Here is a 16,716-nt window from a genome sequence, read left to right on the forward strand (position 1 = left end):
GCGCGTCCTTGCCGCTGCGGGCCCGGACGGCCAAGGCAGGGCGGATGAACCATGCAGCGCCCTTCACCGTAGACGGAAACCGATTGCGCCTGCTGGTCGAGGGTCCGGAGCGGCTCGACGCGCTGATCGACCTGATCGCGGGGGCCACGCGATCGCTGCGCATTCTTTATTATATCTACGCCGATGATCAGGCGGGAGAGCGGGTGAATGCGGCGCTGATCGCGGCGGCGCGCCGCGGTGTCGACGTGAACCTGATCGTCGACGGATTCGGCAGCGACGAGGCCGCCGATCGGCGCTTCTTCGATCCGCTGGACGAGGCGGGGGTCCATGTCTGCCGCTTCGTACCGCGGCTGGGCCGACGCTACCTGCTGCGCAACCACCAGAAGCTGGCGCTGGCCGATGCGGAGGAGGCCAATCCGCGCATCATCATCGGCGGGTTCAACATCGAGGACGATTATTTCGGCACCACCGGCGACCAGGCGTGGCGCGATCTTGGCCTGTTGATGGAGGGGGCGGCGGCAGCGCGGATCGCCGGCTATTTCGATGCGCTGCGGGCCTGGGTGCGGTCCGATGACGGCAAGCTGCGCCACGTGAACCGTGCGTTGTCGCAGTGGAGCGAACATGCCGGGCCGGTGCGCTGGCTGATCGGCGGACCGACGCGGCGCCTGTCGCCCTGGGCCCGCGCGATCCGACGCGACATGAGCAAGGCACGCAGGATCGACATCATCGCGGCCTATTTCACGCCGAGCCCCAATCTGCTGCGGCGGATCGACAGGGCCGGGCGGCTGGGACAGCAGGTTCGTGTCGTCACGGCGCGCAAGTCCGACAACAATGCGACGATCGCCGCGGCGCGCTTCACCTATCGCGGGCTGTTGCGGCGGGGCATCCGGGTATTCGAATATCTGCCGACCAAGCTGCACACCAAATTGTACGCGATCGACGATGCGGTTCACATCGGCAGCGCCAATTTCGACATGCGCAGCCTGTTCATCAACCTCGAGCTGATGCTGCGGATCGATGACCCGGCGTTCGCCGCCCATGTCCGGCAATATATTGATGGCGAGATCGCCCAGTCGGAGGAGATCACGCTCGACCGCTACATGGCGGCGACCGGCCTGTGGCAGCGGGCGAAGCAGTTCATCGCCTATCTGCTGGTCGGTGTCGCGGACCCGCTCGTCTCGCGCAGCCTGAACTTCGGCATCGACGAATAAAGCCGGCCGTGCGCTGTCACGGATCCGAAACAGTATCGTCACGCATCCGACCCTGAACCTCCACGCGGCTGTCACGCGCCGCGCCTAGCGGCGCTGGGGAGGGCGGCGGGCAATCAGCTCGACTCGCTTCCGGTCCAGGGGACGGACCGTCTGTTCAACGGGAGTGAGACATGCTGAGCTTCAGCCGCCGCAATCAGTTTCTTGCCGGTACCGCCTGCCTTTTGCTGGCCGCTTGTGGCGGCGCTGACGGCGTCGCTTCGCCGGGCGCGGGCAACATCGACGTGATCGTCACGCCGGCCCCGACCCCGACCCCCGCGCCGACCGGCACGCCGAACCCCGGCCCGATCACCGCGGCGCAGTTCGCCCTTGCGACGACGCAGAGCGGCGTCACCATCACCGCCGAAGAGCAGCTCGCCATCGTCAACGCGGGCGCGAACAACAACGTCAACGGCTTCGCGGGGCTGAACGGTGTCTATCCGGTCAGCGCGACCTCGCTGACCCCGGCGACGAACCCGGCCAAGATCAACCCGTTCTTCACCGCGACGAACTTTGTCGGCGCGCTGAATGGCCCGAACGACACGTCGTTCCAGGGCTGGACCTGCAATTCGACCTCGGCAAATTTCGGTGGCACCACCGCTGCCTGCACCGCGGTGCCGAACATCGGCACCCTGGCGGCGGGCACGGCCTGCCCGACTGGCACGATCGATGACAATGTGACCGTCGGCGGCTTCAAGGCATGCCGCCTGCCGCAGACGATCACCACCAGCCTGACGCTGCCGAAGATCCCGGGGGTCTTCTACCGCTTCCGCGGGCAGACCGAAGTGGGCACCGATGTCGGCTCCACCGGCGCCGCCTCGGGCGTGGTGCTGACGATCGCGCCGGGCGTGGTGCTGGCGGCGGATTCGAGCGAGAGCTCCAACGACCTGATTCTCGTCAACCGCGGCGCGCAGATCAACGCGGTCGGCACCGCCGAAGCGCCGATCATCTTCACCGCGCAGCAGAATTTGACCAATAACGGGGTGTCGGAAGCCTCGCAGGGCTTCTGGGGCGGCCTCGTCATCCTGGGCCAGGCGCCGACCGCGGTGTGCGCCACGGGCACCGGCCCGAACAATGCAGGTGGCACCAGCACCAGCTGCCAGAACCCCATCGAGGGCGTGACCGGCCGCTTCTATGGCGGGCCGAACCAGGCGAGCAATTCGGGCACGCTGCGCTATGTCCAGATCCGCTATACCGGCATCGCGATCAGCGAGGGCAACGAGCTGCAGGGGCTGACGCTGGGCGGCACGGGCAGCGGCACGACGATCGACCACGTGCAGAGCCACAATTCGGCCGATGACGGGATCGAGATCTTCGGCGGCACGACCAACCTCAAATATTTTGCGGTGACCGGGTCGGACGACGACGCGTTCGACGTCGACAACGGCTGGCGCGGATTCATGCAGTTCATCATCGCCGCGCAGAAGCCGTCGGGCACGACCGCCGATTCCTTCGCGACCGAAATCGATTCGAACGGTTCGGAAGACCTGCTGCCGCGCACCTACGGCCGCTACGCCAACTTCACCTTCATCCAGACCACGCCGTCGGCGCCGGCCGCGATCCGCCTGCGTGGCGGTGCGGACTTCGCCTTCATCAACGGCGTGGTGAAATCCGCCGCCGGGCAGGCGTGCATCAACATCGTCGCCGGTGCGGGCGAGGGCGCGAACCGGACCACGATCCGGCCGGCGAATGCCGAGCTGCAGGATGTCGGCCCGCCGACCTTCAACTCGGTCTATTTCCAGTGCCAGGGCCGCTGAGCCCCCTTCGGCATCCATGACCAAGGCGGGCCCCGGCGAGCGTTTCGACGCGGCCGCGGGCCCGCCCACTGCCATCTGACCGGAAGGCCCGACCATGCTGCGCCAGCGCACCGCCTATTCCACCCTGCTTCTTCTCACGACCACGCTGGTCGCGCCGGCTGCCCTGGCCCAGGTCGCGCCCTCCACGAGCACGCCCGCCGGGCCGCCGGCCACCAGCACCATGTCGACCGGCGTCGATCCCGCCCAGCCGCAGGCAGATACCGCCGTTCAGCCTGGCGCCGAACAGGGCGTTCCGGAGGTTTCCGCGCCGGGGATCGACGCCTCCTCCGGCGGTGACATCGTGGTGGTGGGGCGCAACATCCCCAATACGGTGCGCTCGACGGCGCAGGTCATCAGCGTCCTGTCGAGCGCCGACATCGCGCGGACGGGTGAGGGCGACATTGCCGGCGCGCTGACGCGGGTCACCGGCCTATCGGTGGTCGGCAACGGCTATGTCTTCGTACGCGGCCTGGGCGATCGCTATTCCTCGGCGCTGCTCAACGGATCGCCGCTGCCCAGCCCCGAGCCGCTGCGCCGCACCGTGCCGCTGGACATCTTCCCGACGACCATCGTCGGGTCGGCGCTGGTCCAGAAGACCTATTCGGTGAACTATCCGGGTGAGTTCGGCGGCGGCGTCATCAACCTGACGACCAAGGCGATCCCGGACGAGAATTTCGTCACCATCGGCGCGTCGGGCGGGATCGATACCCAGACCACCGGCAAGCTCGGCTATACCTATTACGGGTCCAAGACCGACTGGCTGGGCTATGACAATGGCGAGCGCAAGGTACCGGATTTCATCCGCAACGGGGCGCAGGGCAGCGGCATCATCCCGACCGAGCAGGTGGCGCAACTGTCCAATGCGCGCACCACGCTGCTCCAGCGCAACGGCGACATTCCGGCGAACTGGTCGGCCGACATCAACGTCGGCCTGACGGGCGATCTGGGAGCGGGGCGCGTCGGCATGATCGCGACCGGCAGCGTCTCCAACACCTGGCGCACCCGCGCCACGCTGCAGCAGGACACGATCAGCGAAGACGGCACGCTGCGCAACGATTTCAACACCGTCATCACCGACATGCGCGCGGTGGTGAACGGGATGCTCGGCCTCGGCTATGAGTTTGACGAGAACCGCATCCGCTGGACTAATGTCTATATCCACGACACGCTGAAGCAGGGGCGTGCCTCGGCGGCGACAGTGTACAACAATTCGTCGGGCAACCCGCTGTTCCAGCAGAACACCAACTGGTTCGAGCGCCAGTTGATCGAGACCCAGCTGGTGGGTGAGTTCAAGCCGGTCGAGGATCTGTCGCTCGACGTGCGCGGCGCTTATGCCAATTCGAAGCGCAATTCGCCGTACGAGCGGCAGTTCGTCTATAATTGCAACACCAGCTACAATGTGACCGGCGCTAATTCGGTCGGCGGGTCGGAGCTGCAATGCCCCGGCGTGTGGGAGGCGAGCAACTCGTTCGGCCGCTTTGCCACAGTCGTGTTCAGCGAGCTGAACGAGGATCTGTATTCGGGGCAGGCGGACGTCGCCTACAAGCTGCCGGGCGACCGGCCGTTCACGCTGTCGGCGGGCTATTATTACTCGCAGAACGAGCGAACCTCGACGCGCCTGCCCTACACCTACCAGACGGTCGCTGGCGGGGCGATTCCGTTCCCGTGCAACCTGTACCGCCCCGATTATCTGCTGTCGCCCGAGGTGCTGAACGGCTGCCCGGTGGCGACCACGGGAACACCGGCGAGCAATGCGGTGCAACTGCGGTTCGATGCGGGCCTCAACGGATCGACCCGCTATGATGCGAGCCTGCTGATCCATGCCGGCTATGTGCAGGCCGAGGCGGAAGCGATCGACGGAGTGCGCGCGATTATCGGCGTGCGCTACGAAACCGCCAAGCAGACGGTGACTCCGCTGGCGGCGCCGTCCACGCGGCTCAACAACGATTATTTCCTGCCGGCGGCGACGCTGACGTGGAATTTCGCCGCCGACATGCAGCTGCGGCTTGCGGCGGCAAAGACAATCGCGCGTCCGCAGTTCCGTGAGCTGGCGCCGCAGGCGTTCCGCGATTTCGAATCGGACCGCCTGTTCTTCGGCAACCCGTTGCTGCGCGACTCGGAGCTCTACAATCTGGAAGCGCGCTACGAATGGTTCTTCGACCGTGACCAGCGTCTGACCGCAGCGGGCTTCTACAAGAGGATCGACAATCCGATCGAGCAGGTCGGCTTCTATCCGACGCCGGATGCACGGTTGCAGACCGGCTTCACCTATCTGCCCAAGGCGACATTGTGGGGCGGCGAGATCGAGGCGCAGAAGTATTTCCCGCTCGATTTCATCTCGGAGAGCCTGGGCGGCAAGCGCGCGGTCCTCATTGCCAACTACACCTACACCCAGTCCAAGATCACGGCGAATTCCGAATGCGTGCCGAGCGTGCTGGGTGTGTCGCTTGGCGGATGCCCGGGTGGCTTCGCGCCGGCGAACCTCCAGTTCCGTGACGGCGCGCCGCTGACGGGGCAGTCCGACCATCTCGTCAACCTGCAGCTGGGCTATGAGGACAAGGACAATGAAACGCAGCTGACGCTGCTGTTCAACTACGCCAGCGACCGCGTGACCAACCGCGGGCCGTCGCTGCTGGGCGGCGTCGGGTTCCAGCCCGACATCATCGAGCGGCCTGGCATCCGGGTCGATTTCGTGGCGCGCCAGACGGTCGACTTCCTTGGCACGCGTGTCGAGATCAAGGGCGAGGCGCGCAACCTGTCGGGTACGAAATATCAGGAATATCAGACGTTCGAGGGCGGGCGCCGGGTGTATATCAACCGGTTCGAGCAGGGCCGGCTGTTCACGCTGGGCGCCAGCGTCACCTTCTGATCGGCCGGATGATACGGCTCTGCGCGCCCGGTGCGGCGCGCAGGGTCAGCCCCACGGGCGCTCACGAAACCATTTGGTGATGACGTATTTGACGCCGGCGCGCACCTTCATCCCGTGGTGAATGGTGGCGGGATTGGGCGTGCCGTCGTCGCGGCGGTTGTTCCAGGCGACGAGCTTGCCCGGTTCGGGCTGGATCGTCTTGTCGAGCGCCTTGAAGCGGGTCGCGCCGCCGGCCTCGGGCGCGTTCAGATAGGCCATCACGTCCAGGTGCGGTTTCCGGCGACCGCGCAGTAACGATGAAAGTCGATCCCGCCGGGCTCGAAATAGTCGGTGTGCGCCTTGAACTCCTGCCCGATCGCATAGCGCTGGCCCTGCAGCGGTTCGCCATAGGCGGGGTCGATCCCGGTCAGTTCGGCAATCGCCTGCTCCACGCGGTGAACCACCGGATGGGCCGCGGCAAGATCGCAGGTCTCGCTGGTGCGATAAGCCGAATCGCCATTGGCATCGGAGACGGTGGAGGGGCGGCGATCGGCCTCGATCAGCGCAATCAGCGCCGCGCAGGTCCCGGCATCCAGAAAGTGGCGTAGCAGGAACAGGCTGGCGCGCGGGGTAGGTACACGCTGCACCCCCGAGACGGCGGTGAGCCGTGCGACGACGCTGCCATCATGGTCGCCGACGAGCCGGGGGGCGGGAGCAATATTCCGCATCGCCGCAGGGTGTGCCAGCCGATCGCGAGAGGGGCCAGTGCGGAATTATTACACTTGGCTGCAATCGCGCTGTAACATCACGGACATAGCGGCGGCCGGGCGGCGGCCGGGGCGGGGATTGGCAAGCACATGCGATTGAGTTTCGACGCTCGTGCGCGAGCGCTTCTGCGGCGGATCCCCGTGGTGAACGTGTATTCGCTGGCGGAGCTGGCGCTGCTGGCGGCGCTGGCGGTGCAGGGCGCGCGGCTGGTGTGGACGGTGGTGACGCCGGTGACCCCGCTGGGTGAATGGCGGCCGGCGGGGCCGACATTGCCGATCGCGCCCGGCGAGGTGCTGCGCGGTTTCGATCCGTTCTACCGCATCAGCGGGGCGGCGAGCAGCGGTCCTGCCGTGGTGACATCGTTGCAGCTGAAGCTGTTCGGCACCCGCATCGACGAAGCGACCGGACGCGGCTCGGCCATTCTGGCGGGCCCCGACGGGGTGCAGCAAAGCGTCGCGGTCGGCGAGGAGATCATCCCCGGCGTGGTGCTGCGCGCGGTGGCATTCGACCATGTCACGCTGGAACGCGGCGGCGCGCGCGAGGATCTGTTCCTCGATCAGTCTGACGGCGCAGCGGCTGCCGCTGTCCCGGCGCCGGTGCCCGGCGTGCCGCAGCCGGCCGCCGCACCGACGACGGCAGGGATCACGGTCCAGCAGTTCCAGAACGAGATCGGCTTCGTGCCACGCGTCGAAGGCGGCCGGATGAACGGACTGGTAGTCCGGCCGGCGGGATCGGGCGCGGCATTTCGGGCGGCCGGCCTTCGCGACGGCGATATCGTGACCGAGATTGGCGGGCGGGCGGTGCAGGGACCGGGTGACATCGAGCGGCTGTCCGCGCAATTTGCCGGTGGGGGCACGATTGGCCTGACGGTGGAACGAGGGGGGCAGACGGTGGCGTTGAGCGTTCAGGTGACCGGACAATGAAGCACTGGATCCTGGCATCGGCGCTCGCGCCGGTGCTCGCCGCAGCCGTGCTTGCCGCGCCGGTGCAGGCGCAGACCACGCTCAACGTGCGCGACGCCGACATTCGCGCGTTCATCGCCGATGCCGCCAAGGTCACGGGGCGTACCTTCATCATTGACAGCCGGGTGCAGGGCAAGGTGACCGTCGTCACTGACCGACCGCTCAGCCGATCGGAATATTTCGAGGTGTTCCTGTCCACGCTGCGCGCCAACGGGCTGGTGACGGTGCCGACCGCCAATGGCGCGCTGCGCGTCCAGCCGATCGAGAATGCCGCCGCCAATCCGGGGCGGATCGGCAGCGCGGGCGCGGCGCGCAACCAGTTCGTGACGGAGATCGTGCGGCTTCGTTCGGTCGATGCGCAATCCGCGGTGGACACGGTGCGGCCACTGGTGTCGGCGCAGGGATCGGTCAGCGCCAATCGCGCCGGCAGTTCGATCGTCATTGCCGATTTCGCCGACAATGTGCGCCGCGTGCGTGAAGTGCTGCGGCGGATCGATACCGACAACAATTCGACGCGGGTGATCGCGCTGCGCAATGCCGGCGCGCGCGATATCGCGACGGCGCTGCAGGGCCTGATCGGGACGCCCGCGCAGGGGCAGACGGCGACGGCGAGTGTGGTCGCGGTTGAGGGCGCCAACTCGGTCGCGCTGCGCGGTGACCCGACCACCGTCGCCCGGCTGGCGCAGGTCGCCGCGGATCTCGACCAGAAGGCAAAGAGCGGGACCGAGATCCGGGTCGTGTTCCTCGAACATGCCGATGCCGGGCAATTGCTGCCCGTCCTGCAGCAACTTGTCGGGCAAACGCCCGATACGATCCCGCAGAATCAGCTGAGCCAGTCGAATTTCGGCGCCTCTACCAATGGCGGAAACGCCGGCGGGCAACCCACGGTGAACACCGGCGGGCAAACGCAGAGCCAGGCGGCGCCGGGGGGCGGGGCCAGCGGCACGCCGGCGGTGCAGGCGCAGGGCGGCCGCGCGCCGGCGGTGGTGACACGCTTCGTCGGCGCCAATGCGATCGTCATCGCGGCGCCGGCCGATATCCAGCGCCAGTTGAGCGAGGTGGTCCGCCAACTGGATACGCGCCGCGAACAGGTGCTGGTTGAGGCGATCGTGGCGGAAGTGTCCGATCAGACGGCCAGCCGGCTCGGCTTCCAGTTCCTGCTGGGCAGCCTGTCGGGCGGGGCGTTCGGGGCGACGAGCTTCTCCAACACCGCGCCCAGCCTGTTGACCATCGCTGGCGCGGTCGCTGCGCGCGAGATCGGCGGGACCACCACCACCGTCGTCGGTGCCGATGGGTCGCGCACCACGACGAGCACGCCCAATCCCGCCGCCGACGCGCTGGCGCAACAGGCGCTGAATTCAGTGCTGGGGGCGAGCGGCGCCTTTGGCGGTTATGGCGGTACGCTGGGCGGCGACACGGTGTTCGGCGCGATCATCAATGCGGTGAAATCCGACACGACATCGAACCTGCTGCAAGCGCCGAGCCTCATCACGCTGGACAATCAGGAAGCGCGCATCCTGGTCGGTCAGGAAATCCCGATCACAACGGGTGAGGCGCTGAGCCAGAATTTCGACAATGCGTTCCGCACGGTGCAGCGCGAGAATGTCGGCATCCAGCTGGAGGTGCGGCCGCAGGTGAACTCCAGCGGCTCGATCAAGCTGTTTCTGCACCAGCAGGTCAGTTCGATCGCCGGCCCGGTCAGCAACGACAATTCGGACCTGATCCTCAACAAGCGCGAGGTGGAGACCACGCTGACCGTCGACGACGGACAGATCGCGATCATCGGCGGCTTGCTGAGCGACGACGAGCGGCGCACATTGGAAAAGCTGCCGCTGCTGGGTGACATTCCGGTGCTGGGAAATCTGTTCCGATCAAAGGGCAAGCAGCGCACGAAGACGAACCTGATGGTCTTCATCCGCCCCACGATCCTGCGCACGCCGGAGGACAACCGCCGGGTGACCGAGCAGCGCTACGGCTATCTGCGGTTGCAGCAGGGGCTGCATGATCCCGCGCGCGAGCCGTCGATCGACGAACTGGTGCGCGATTACATGGGGGCGGCGGCGCCGATCCCCTCCGCGCCGGTGCCGGGCAATATCGAGGATCCGAGGATCCAGGTGCCGGTGCAACGCAATTCCGCCGTCACCATCAAGCGGCGCGACAAATGATCAGGACCGGGCGCGACCTGTCGGCCGAGGGAGAGGGAGCTGCTCCGGCCGCTGCCATCCCGGCGGCGACGGTGCCGGCGTCCGGTGCGCCGGCCGGCGTCATCGCACTTGAGGCCAGCGGGGTGCCGGTGCTGGACCTCGATCTCGTCACCTTGCCCTATGCCTTTGCCCGCAAGTTCGGCGTGACGCTGTCGGGAGAGGCGGTGGCATTGCGCGAAGGCGCGGACCCGCGCGCGCTGATCGAGGTGCGGCGCGTGCTGGGGCGGCCGTTCGACGTGGTGATCCTGGAACCGGCGGCCTTCGACCGGCTACTCGGCGACAATTACGCGATGGATGGCCAGGCGACCGCCCTCGCCGCCGTTGGCATGGGCGACGAGCTCGACCTGCTGGCCGACGGCATCCCCACCGCCGAGGATCTGCTCGACACGGCGGACGATGCGCCGGCGATCCGCCTGATCAACGGCGTGATCGCCGATGCGGCGCGCAACGGCGTGTCGGACATCCATATCGAGCCGTACGAGACCGGGCTGGTCGTGCGGATGCGGATCGACGGCGTGCTGCGCGAGACGCTGCGCATGCCGCCGCATGTTGCCCCGGTGGTGGTGAGCCGGATCAAGGTGATGGCGCGGCTCGACATTGCCGAGCGGCGCGTGCCGCAGGACGGGCGAATGGGCCTGACGCTGGGGGGCAAGCTGCTCGACGTGCGGGTTTCCACCTTGCCGAGCCGCGCGGGCGAGCGGGTCGTGCTGCGTATCCTCGACAAGGATAATGCCGGGATCGACCTCGACGCGCTGGGTATGTCGCCGGCCATGCACGACCTGCTGGAAGGGGCGATCAACGAGCCCAATGGCATCGTGCTGGTCACGGGGCCGACCGGCAGCGGCAAGACGACGACGCTGTACGCCGCGCTTCGGCTGCTGAACGATGGCAGCCGCAATATCCTGACCGTCGAGGACCCGGTCGAATATGCGGTCGACGGCGTCGGGCAGACTCAGGTCAACGCGAAGGTCGGGCTGACGTTTGCGGCGGGCCTGCGCGCGATCCTGCGGCAGGACCCGGACGTGGTGATGGTCGGCGAGATCCGCGACCGCGAAACGGCGGAGATCGCGGTTCAGGCCTCCCTGACCGGGCATCTCGTGCTGTCCACGGTACACACCAACGATTCGGTGGGCGCGATCACCAGGATGCGCGACATGAAGGTGGAGCCGTTCCTGCTCGCCTCCACCTTGCGCGCGGTGATTGCGCAGCGGCTGGTGCGGCGGCTGTGCCCGGCGTGCCGGCGGCCGGTGCCGGCGGAGGAAACGGTCGCCCCGCTGCTCGGCATCGCGCGCGACGCCGTGGTTTATGCCGCACAGGGCTGCGCCGAGTGCAACGGGACCGGCTACAAGGGCCGAGTGGGCGTGTATGAGGCGATCCGCATCGACGATACCGTACGGCGCATGATCAATGACGGCGCGGACGAAAGCGCGATTGCGGCGCATGCCTTTGCCCGCAGCGACACGCTGAGCAGCGCGGCGCGACGGATGGTGGAGCAGGGCGTCACCACCGCTGAGGAAGCGGTGCGCGTATCTCGCCGCGATACCGATGGCTGAGCGACCCCTGGCCGGCGTCCGATCCATGGCGCGTTCGGATGGCTGATTTCGACTATCTGGCGATCGACACGCGCGGCCAGGAAATGCGCGGGCATATTGCCGCAGCGAGCATGGAGGCGGCGCGCGCGACGCTGGATCGCCGGCGGCTGTACGTGGTGAGGATCGCGCCGGGCAGTGCGCCGGCAGCGCGCGGTCGCCCGCTGTTCGGCCTGCAACTTGGCGCGCCGAAGATGTCGGCCAAGCAGCTGACGCTGTTCACGCGGCAGCTGGCGACGCTGTCGCGAGTCTCGCCGCTGGAAGAATCGCTGCGGACGATCACGCGCCAGACCGAACAGGACAAGGTTCGCGCCGTCGTGGAGAATGTCCATGCCGGCGTCGTCGAGGGGCGGCGGCTGGCCGATGCGATGGCGCGCGAGCCACGAAGCTTTCCGCCATTGTACCGCGCGATGATCGCGGCGGGCGAAAGCTCCGGCACGTTGCCGGCGATATTGGAACGGCTGTCGACGCTGCTCGAGCGGCAGGCAGAAATACGCGGCAAGTTGCTGACCGCGCTCGCCTATCCCGTCATTCTCGCGCTTGTCGCGACTGGCGTGGTGGCTGCGCTGATGATCTTCGTCGTCCCGCAGGTGGTGGAGCAGTTCGACACGGTGGGGCAGCAACTGCCGCTGCTGACCCGCATCGTGATCGGCATCTCGGACTTGCTGGTCCGCTGGTGGTGGCTGATGCTGCTGGTGCTTGGCGCCGCGGTCGCCGGATTCGTCGTCGCGCTGCGTCAGCCACCGATCCGGCTGGCGTTCGACAGCTGGTTGCTGCGGATCCCCTTGCTGGGACGGCTGCTGCGCGATCTTCATGCCGCGCGCATGGCGCGTACTCTGGCGACGATGGTGGCGAGCCGTCTGCCGCTGCTCGAGGGGCTCACGCTCACCGCCGGCACGATCCACAACCGGCGGCTGAAGCTGGCGTCGGATGAGATCACCGACGCGATCCGTGGCGGCGGCAGCCTGTCCGCGGCGATGCGGCGCGCCGGCGTATTCCCCCCGCTGCTCACCTATCTTGCGGCGTCGGGCGAGGCGGCGGGGCAGCTCGACGAAATGCTGGAGCGCGCCGCCGACTATCTGGAGCGCGAGTTCGATCGCTTCACCGCGACGGCGATGTCGCTGCTGGAACCGGCCATCATCGTCGTCATGGGCGGCGTGGTGGCGACGATCGTGCTAGCGATCCTGCTTCCCATCCTCCAGCTCAACACGCTGGCCGGGCAATGAGAGACATTATGCGAACACAGACCAACAAGCGTCGGAAGAAGAACGGCTTTACCCTCGTCGAGCTGATGGTGGTGATCGTCATCATCGGCCTGCTGGCGACGATCGTCGCGCTGAACGTGATCCCTTCGGGCGATACGGCGCGGGTGCAGAAGGCGAAGGCCGATATCGCCACGATCGAGCAGGCGCTGGAAATGTACCGGCTGCAGCAGAGCAATTACCCGACCACGGCGCAGGGGCTGGCGGCGCTGACGTCCGCGCCCGCCGGGCTTGCCAATCCGGCGGCCTATCAGGCGGGCGGCTATATCAAGAAGCTGCCGGATGACCCGTGGGGCAATGCCTATCTCTACGCCTCGCCGGGCAAGCATGGCGCGTTCGACGTCTGGACCAACGGCGCCGACGGGAAGGAAGGCGGCGAGGGGATCAATGCCGATATCGGATCCTGGCAGTAAGCGGCCGATAGAGGCTGGCCAGAGCGGCGAGGCCCGATGATGCGATCAGCCCGGTCCCGATACTGGACCCGCGAGCGCCCCGGTCCGGCGTGGCGGCGCGATGCGGGGTCGCGCGGGTTCACGCTGGTCGAACTGATGATCGTCATCACCATCATCGGCCTTGCCTCCGCCATTGCCGTGCTGGCGATGCCCGACCCGCGCGGCCGCCTGATCGATGAGGGCGCGCGCTTTGCGACGCGCGTGCGTGCCGCGCATGATGCCGCCGTCATTGGCGGGCGGCCGGTCAGCGTCTGGGTGGATCGCAGCGGCTACGGCTTTGACGAGCGGCGCGGTGGCCAATGGATGGCATTGGCGGACAAGCCGCTGCGCGTATCGCAATGGGGGGAGGGGACCGAGGCGCTGGTGGCCGAGCGGACGCGGGTGACATTTGATCCGACCGGCATGGCCGACCGCGCACTGGTGGTGCCGTTGCGGCGTGAGCGGACCCGCGTGACGGTGACGCTGGGGTCGGACGGAGGCGCGCGGGTCGATGGCTGAACCTGCTCCGCGACGCGGCGGCAGCGCCGGATTCACGCTGATCGAGGTGATGGTCGCGCTGGCGGTGTTCAGCCTGGCTGCGCTGGCACTGATCCGGCTGGAAGGCGCGACGATCCGCTCCACCGCACTGCTCGGCGATACGGTGGTCGCCCAGATGGTGGCGCGTAATGTCGCAATCGATGCGGTGACGTCGGCGCGCGCGCCGGCGCTCGGCCGGGCGGCGGGGGTGGAGCAAAATGGCGGGCGGGCATGGCGCTGGGTGCGCGATGTTCGCCCGACCGGCGACGCGCGTATCCTGAGGATCGACGTCGCGGTGGCGGATGCGCAGGGGCGGCCGCTGGGTCGATTGACCATGATCCGGCCGCCGCAGCTCGAGGTTCAGATATCGTGACCGCCCGGCCCGCCCGGCGCCGCGCCAACGGCTTCACCCTGGTCGAGGTGATGGTGGCGCTGATGATCTTTGGCATGATCGCCTCCGCCGGGGTCGGGCTGCTGGCGTTCAGCGTGCGCGCGCAGGGTGCGACGGTCGAGCGGCTGGACGATGTCGGGGCGCTGGCGCGCCTGTCGTCATTGATGGGGGCCGATCTGGCGCAGGCGATCGACCGGCCGGCACGTGACGAGCGGGGCACGCGCTTTCCCGCCTTTGTTGGCAACGAGAATAGCGTGACCCTGGTGCGTGCCGGCTGGAGCAATATCGACGCGCAACCACGATCGACGCTGCAGAAGGTCAGCTATCGGCTGGCAGGCGACGCGCTGGAGCGGATCGCATGGCCGATGGTGGACGGCGCGCCGGTGCTGCCGGCAGCGACGACGATCACCGGCGTCCGGGGCGTACGGATGCGTTATCGGGTCGCTGGCGCCTGGAACGACCGCTGGGATGGCGTGCCGGGTGCGCCGCTGCCCCAGGCGTTCGAGCTGGCGATCCAGCGTGATGACGGCACGGTGTTTCGCCAGATGTTCCTAGTTGGGAGCGGTGCGCCGCCGCGGCCGCGTGAGCAACCCGATGCGCCGCAAACGTGAGGGGGAGCGCGGTGCCGCGCTGCTTACCGTCCTGCTGCTGGTGGCGATCATCGCGGTGATGGCGGCGACCGCGCTGGAGCGATTGCGGCTGTCGACACGGCTGACCGCCAACGCGGTCGCACTGGATCAGGCGCGCGCGCTGGCCTTTGCCGCAGAGGCGCTGGCCACGGGGCGGATCACCGACATGCTGCAACGCGAGCCCGGCCGGATCACGTTGGCAGGCGGCTGGAGCGACCGACCCTATACGATCCCGCTGCCGGGCGGGGTTGCCACCGCGCGCGTGACCGACGGGGGAAACTGCTTCAACCTCAACAGCCTGGTGACCGATCTTGATGGCGTTTATGTCGCCGATCCGACCGCGGTGACTCAGTTCGCGCGGCTTGCCCGGCTGCTCAACGTGCCGGGCGGCGACGGAATTGCCGCCGCCGCAGCGGACTGGATCGACAGCGATGACCAGCCGCTCGGCGCGGGGGCGGAGGATAGCGCTTATGGTGGGCTGGCGACGCCGTACCGGACCGGCGGCACGCTGATGGTCGACCCCAGCGAGTTGCGTGCGGTGGCCGGCGTGACGGCGGAGGCCTATGCCAAGCTGCGCCCGTGGCTGTGCACGCTGCCCACCGCCGAACGATCGCGGCTGAACGTGAACACGCTGACGCCGGAGCAGGCGCCCTTGATCGCCATGCTGTTGCCGGACACGCTGGGCGTCGATCAGGCGCGCGCGTTGCTGCTGCGCCGTCCGGCGGCTGGCTATGGCGAGATAGCCGATTTCTGGAAGCCCTTGTCCGAACAGGGGATTACGCCCGATCCGGCGGCGCAGCAGCAGGCCGATGTGAAGACGAAATGGTTCGACCTGCGGGTCGACGTGACGGTCGCGAACAGCGAATTGCAGGAGCGGGCGTTGATCGACGCGACGCGGCTGCCGGCACGGCTTGTTTCGCGGCAATGGGGGGAATTGTCATGACGGCCACGCTGCTTTTCCTGCCGCCCGGCGCCGATGATCCGTGGCAGTGGCTTCGGATCGACCGGGATGCGATCGTCGATCGCGGTGAGGGGCTGCCCGAGGGAGACGCGGGGGCGGTGATCGCGGTGGCGCCGGCCGATGCGGTGACGCTTCACTGGGCGGATATCCCGGCGCGCTCCGCCGCGCAGGCCGCCGCCGCGGCGCGCATTCTGGTCAGCGATGCGAGTGCGTCGCCGATCGAGCGGCTTCATGTGGCGGTGGGGGCGGCCGAAGCGGGGGGCGGCGAGACCGACCCGCGCGAGCGCCCGATCGGCGTGGTGGCGGCCGAGCGGATGCGCGCGTGGCTCGACGCGCTGGCCGGAATCGGCATCGATCCGTCGGCCGTTATTCCGGCACCGATGCTGCTGCCGCGGCCCGATAGCGGATATGTTCGGGCACAATTCGGCCCCCAATCTGTGGTGCGTGGCCCGTCGAGCGGCTTTGCCGATGAAGCGCGGCTGACCGCGCTGATCACTGGCGACGATTCGCCCGAATCGTTGGGACGCGATGCACTGGATGCCGCCATCGTGTCGGCGGTCGGCCGGCCCGAGCTGGACCTGCGGCAGGGGCCGTTCGCGAAGCGTCGGCGGCGGGCGATCGACTGGCGGCTGCTGCGTCGGTTGGCGGTGCTGGGCGGGCTGATCCTGCTGGCCACGCTGGCGATCGACGTGGTTCGGATCGCCAAATATTCCGCCGCTGCCGACGCCGCCGACGCGCGGGCCGAGGCGATCGCGCGTGACGGATTGCCGCGCGGCGCGGATCAGGGCGATGCGGATCGATTGCTGGCGGAACGGCTGGCGCGGCTGCGCGGACCCGGCGCCGGCTTCACCGCGACCGCGGCGGCGCTGTCGAGCGCGGTGCGCGGCGTCGCGGGCACCGAATTGGTGGCGCTAACCTTCGAGCCCAACGGTACCTTGCGCGCGACCGTCGCGGCGGAAGGGGAGGCGCAGGCCAACCAGATCGTTGCCCGGCTGCGCGAGGCCGGGTTCGTCGTGACCGCGAGCACGTTCGAGTCGAACGGCCAGCGCCTGCGCGGCGATGTGACGGTGGCGCTGCCATGAGGGCCCTGC

At 68.1% G+C, this 16,716-nt stretch carries 13 protein-coding genes and 1 pseudogene; 13 read left to right on the forward strand and 1 reads right to left on the reverse strand.

The annotated features are described in order from the left end of the window. Nucleotides 1–44: 44 nt before the first annotated feature. The 3 genes from ACH0BU_RS04910 to ACH0BU_RS04920 all read left to right on the forward strand — a co-directional run bounded on the left by ACH0BU_RS04910 (nt 45) and on the right by ACH0BU_RS04920 (nt 5,912). The gene (locus tag ACH0BU_RS04910) at nt 45–1,211 is read left to right on the forward strand and encodes a phospholipase D-like domain-containing protein (protein ID WP_296218897.1); all 1,167 of its coding nucleotides are present in this window, start codon (nt 45–47) and stop codon (nt 1,209–1,211) included. A 170-nt stretch (nt 1,212–1,381) separates the two neighbouring features. Further along, the gene (locus ACH0BU_RS04915; RefSeq protein ID WP_296218896.1) at nt 1,382–3,004 is read left to right on the forward strand and encodes a beta-helix domain-containing protein; all 1,623 of its coding nucleotides are present in this window, start codon (nt 1,382–1,384) and stop codon (nt 3,002–3,004) included. A 94-nt stretch (nt 3,005–3,098) separates the two neighbouring features. Further along, on the forward strand, nt 3,099–5,912 hold the full coding sequence (locus tag ACH0BU_RS04920) for a TonB-dependent receptor domain-containing protein (RefSeq protein ID WP_500263836.1): 2,814 nt from the start codon (nt 3,099–3,101) through the stop codon (nt 5,910–5,912). 45 nt (nt 5,913–5,957) lie between these two features. Here ACH0BU_RS04920 and ACH0BU_RS04925 read toward each other — a convergent pair. Next, nucleotides 5,958–6,619, reverse strand: a pseudogene (locus ACH0BU_RS04925) (prolyl hydroxylase family protein). Nucleotides 6,620–6,748: 129 nt separating this feature from the next. Between ACH0BU_RS04925 and ACH0BU_RS04930 the strand changes: the two are divergent. From ACH0BU_RS04930 to gspL, 10 genes are read left to right on the forward strand one after another with little or no spacing between them, the layout of a single operon-like run. Then, nucleotides 6,749–7,582 (forward strand): type II secretion system protein N, encoded by an 834-nt coding sequence (locus tag ACH0BU_RS04930; RefSeq protein ID WP_296218894.1) that lies wholly within the window; start codon nt 6,749–6,751, stop codon nt 7,580–7,582. Then, nucleotides 7,579–9,786: a type II secretion system secretin GspD gene (gene gspD / locus ACH0BU_RS04935; RefSeq protein ID WP_145119911.1), complete on the forward strand. Its 2,208-nt coding sequence runs from the start codon at nt 7,579–7,581 to the stop codon at nt 9,784–9,786. The genes ACH0BU_RS04930 and gspD overlap by 4 nt, the downstream gene beginning before the upstream one ends. After that, entirely contained in the window at nt 9,783–11,378 is a 1,596-nt protein-coding gene (locus tag ACH0BU_RS04940) for a GspE/PulE family protein (protein ID WP_296218893.1), read from the forward strand. The genes gspD and ACH0BU_RS04940 overlap by 4 nt, the downstream gene beginning before the upstream one ends. Nucleotides 11,379–11,416: 38 nt before the next feature. Beyond that, a complete protein-coding gene (gene gspF / locus ACH0BU_RS04945; RefSeq protein ID WP_125944852.1) occupies nt 11,417–12,640 on the forward strand; it encodes a type II secretion system inner membrane protein GspF in 1,224 nt (407 codons plus the stop codon). Between the two features lie 8 nt (nt 12,641–12,648). Further along, nucleotides 12,649–13,089 carry a type II secretion system major pseudopilin GspG gene (gene gspG, locus ACH0BU_RS04950; protein ID WP_046411500.1) on the forward strand — a complete coding sequence of 147 codons (441 nt, stop codon included), beginning with the start codon at nt 12,649–12,651 and terminating at the stop codon, nt 13,087–13,089. Nucleotides 13,090–13,125: 36 nt separating this feature from the next. Continuing rightward, nucleotides 13,126–13,626, forward strand: coding sequence for a GspH/FimT family pseudopilin (locus ACH0BU_RS04955; RefSeq protein WP_314470073.1), 501 nt, complete (start codon nt 13,126–13,128; stop codon nt 13,624–13,626). Next, nucleotides 13,619–14,017 (forward strand): type II secretion system minor pseudopilin GspI, encoded by a 399-nt coding sequence (gene gspI / locus ACH0BU_RS04960; RefSeq protein ID WP_296218892.1) that lies wholly within the window; start codon nt 13,619–13,621, stop codon nt 14,015–14,017. Before ACH0BU_RS04955 ends, gspI begins: the two co-directional genes overlap by 8 nt. Beyond that, nucleotides 14,014–14,646, forward strand: coding sequence for a type II secretion system minor pseudopilin GspJ (gene gspJ, locus ACH0BU_RS04965; RefSeq protein ID WP_296218891.1), 633 nt, complete (start codon nt 14,014–14,016; stop codon nt 14,644–14,646). Before gspI ends, gspJ begins: the two co-directional genes overlap by 4 nt. Beyond that, nucleotides 14,630–15,607, forward strand: a complete 978-nt coding sequence (gene gspK / locus ACH0BU_RS04970) for a type II secretion system minor pseudopilin GspK (RefSeq protein WP_046412003.1) — start codon at nt 14,630–14,632, stop codon at nt 15,605–15,607. Before gspJ ends, gspK begins: the two co-directional genes overlap by 17 nt. Continuing rightward, nucleotides 15,604–16,707: a type II secretion system protein GspL gene (gene gspL, locus ACH0BU_RS04975; protein ID WP_125944848.1), complete on the forward strand. Its 1,104-nt coding sequence runs from the start codon at nt 15,604–15,606 to the stop codon at nt 16,705–16,707. The genes gspK and gspL overlap by 4 nt, the downstream gene beginning before the upstream one ends. The last annotated feature ends 9 nt before the right edge of the window (nt 16,708–16,716 follow it).

The sequence above is a fragment of the Sphingomonas olei genome (assembly GCF_045369765.1).
Lineage (GTDB): Bacteria > Pseudomonadota > Alphaproteobacteria > Sphingomonadales > Sphingomonadaceae > Sphingomonas > Sphingomonas panaciterrae.

Coding starts and splice junctions, on each gene's coding strand:
- gspK (WP_046412003.1), top strand. CDS start 14,630: ATGCGCCGCAAACGTGAGGGGGAGCGCGGTGCCGCGCTGCTTACCGTC.
- gspF (WP_125944852.1), top strand. CDS start 11,417: ATGGCTGATTTCGACTATCTGGCGATCGACACGCGCGGCCAGGAAATG.
- ACH0BU_RS04940 (WP_296218893.1), top strand. CDS start 9,783: ATGATCAGGACCGGGCGCGACCTGTCGGCCGAGGGAGAGGGAGCTGCT.
- gspG (WP_046411500.1), top strand. CDS start 12,649: ATGCGAACACAGACCAACAAGCGTCGGAAGAAGAACGGCTTTACCCTC.
- gspI (WP_296218892.1), top strand. CDS start 13,619: ATGGCTGAACCTGCTCCGCGACGCGGCGGCAGCGCCGGATTCACGCTG.
- gspD (WP_145119911.1), top strand. CDS start 7,579: ATGAAGCACTGGATCCTGGCATCGGCGCTCGCGCCGGTGCTCGCCGCA.
- ACH0BU_RS04955 (WP_314470073.1), top strand. CDS start 13,126: ATGATGCGATCAGCCCGGTCCCGATACTGGACCCGCGAGCGCCCCGGT.
- ACH0BU_RS04920 (WP_500263836.1), top strand. CDS start 3,099: ATGCTGCGCCAGCGCACCGCCTATTCCACCCTGCTTCTTCTCACGACC.
- ACH0BU_RS04930 (WP_296218894.1), top strand. CDS start 6,749: ATGCGATTGAGTTTCGACGCTCGTGCGCGAGCGCTTCTGCGGCGGATC.
- ACH0BU_RS04910 (WP_296218897.1), top strand. CDS start 45: ATGAACCATGCAGCGCCCTTCACCGTAGACGGAAACCGATTGCGCCTG.
- gspL (WP_125944848.1), top strand. CDS start 15,604: ATGACGGCCACGCTGCTTTTCCTGCCGCCCGGCGCCGATGATCCGTGG.
- ACH0BU_RS04915 (WP_296218896.1), top strand. CDS start 1,382: ATGCTGAGCTTCAGCCGCCGCAATCAGTTTCTTGCCGGTACCGCCTGC.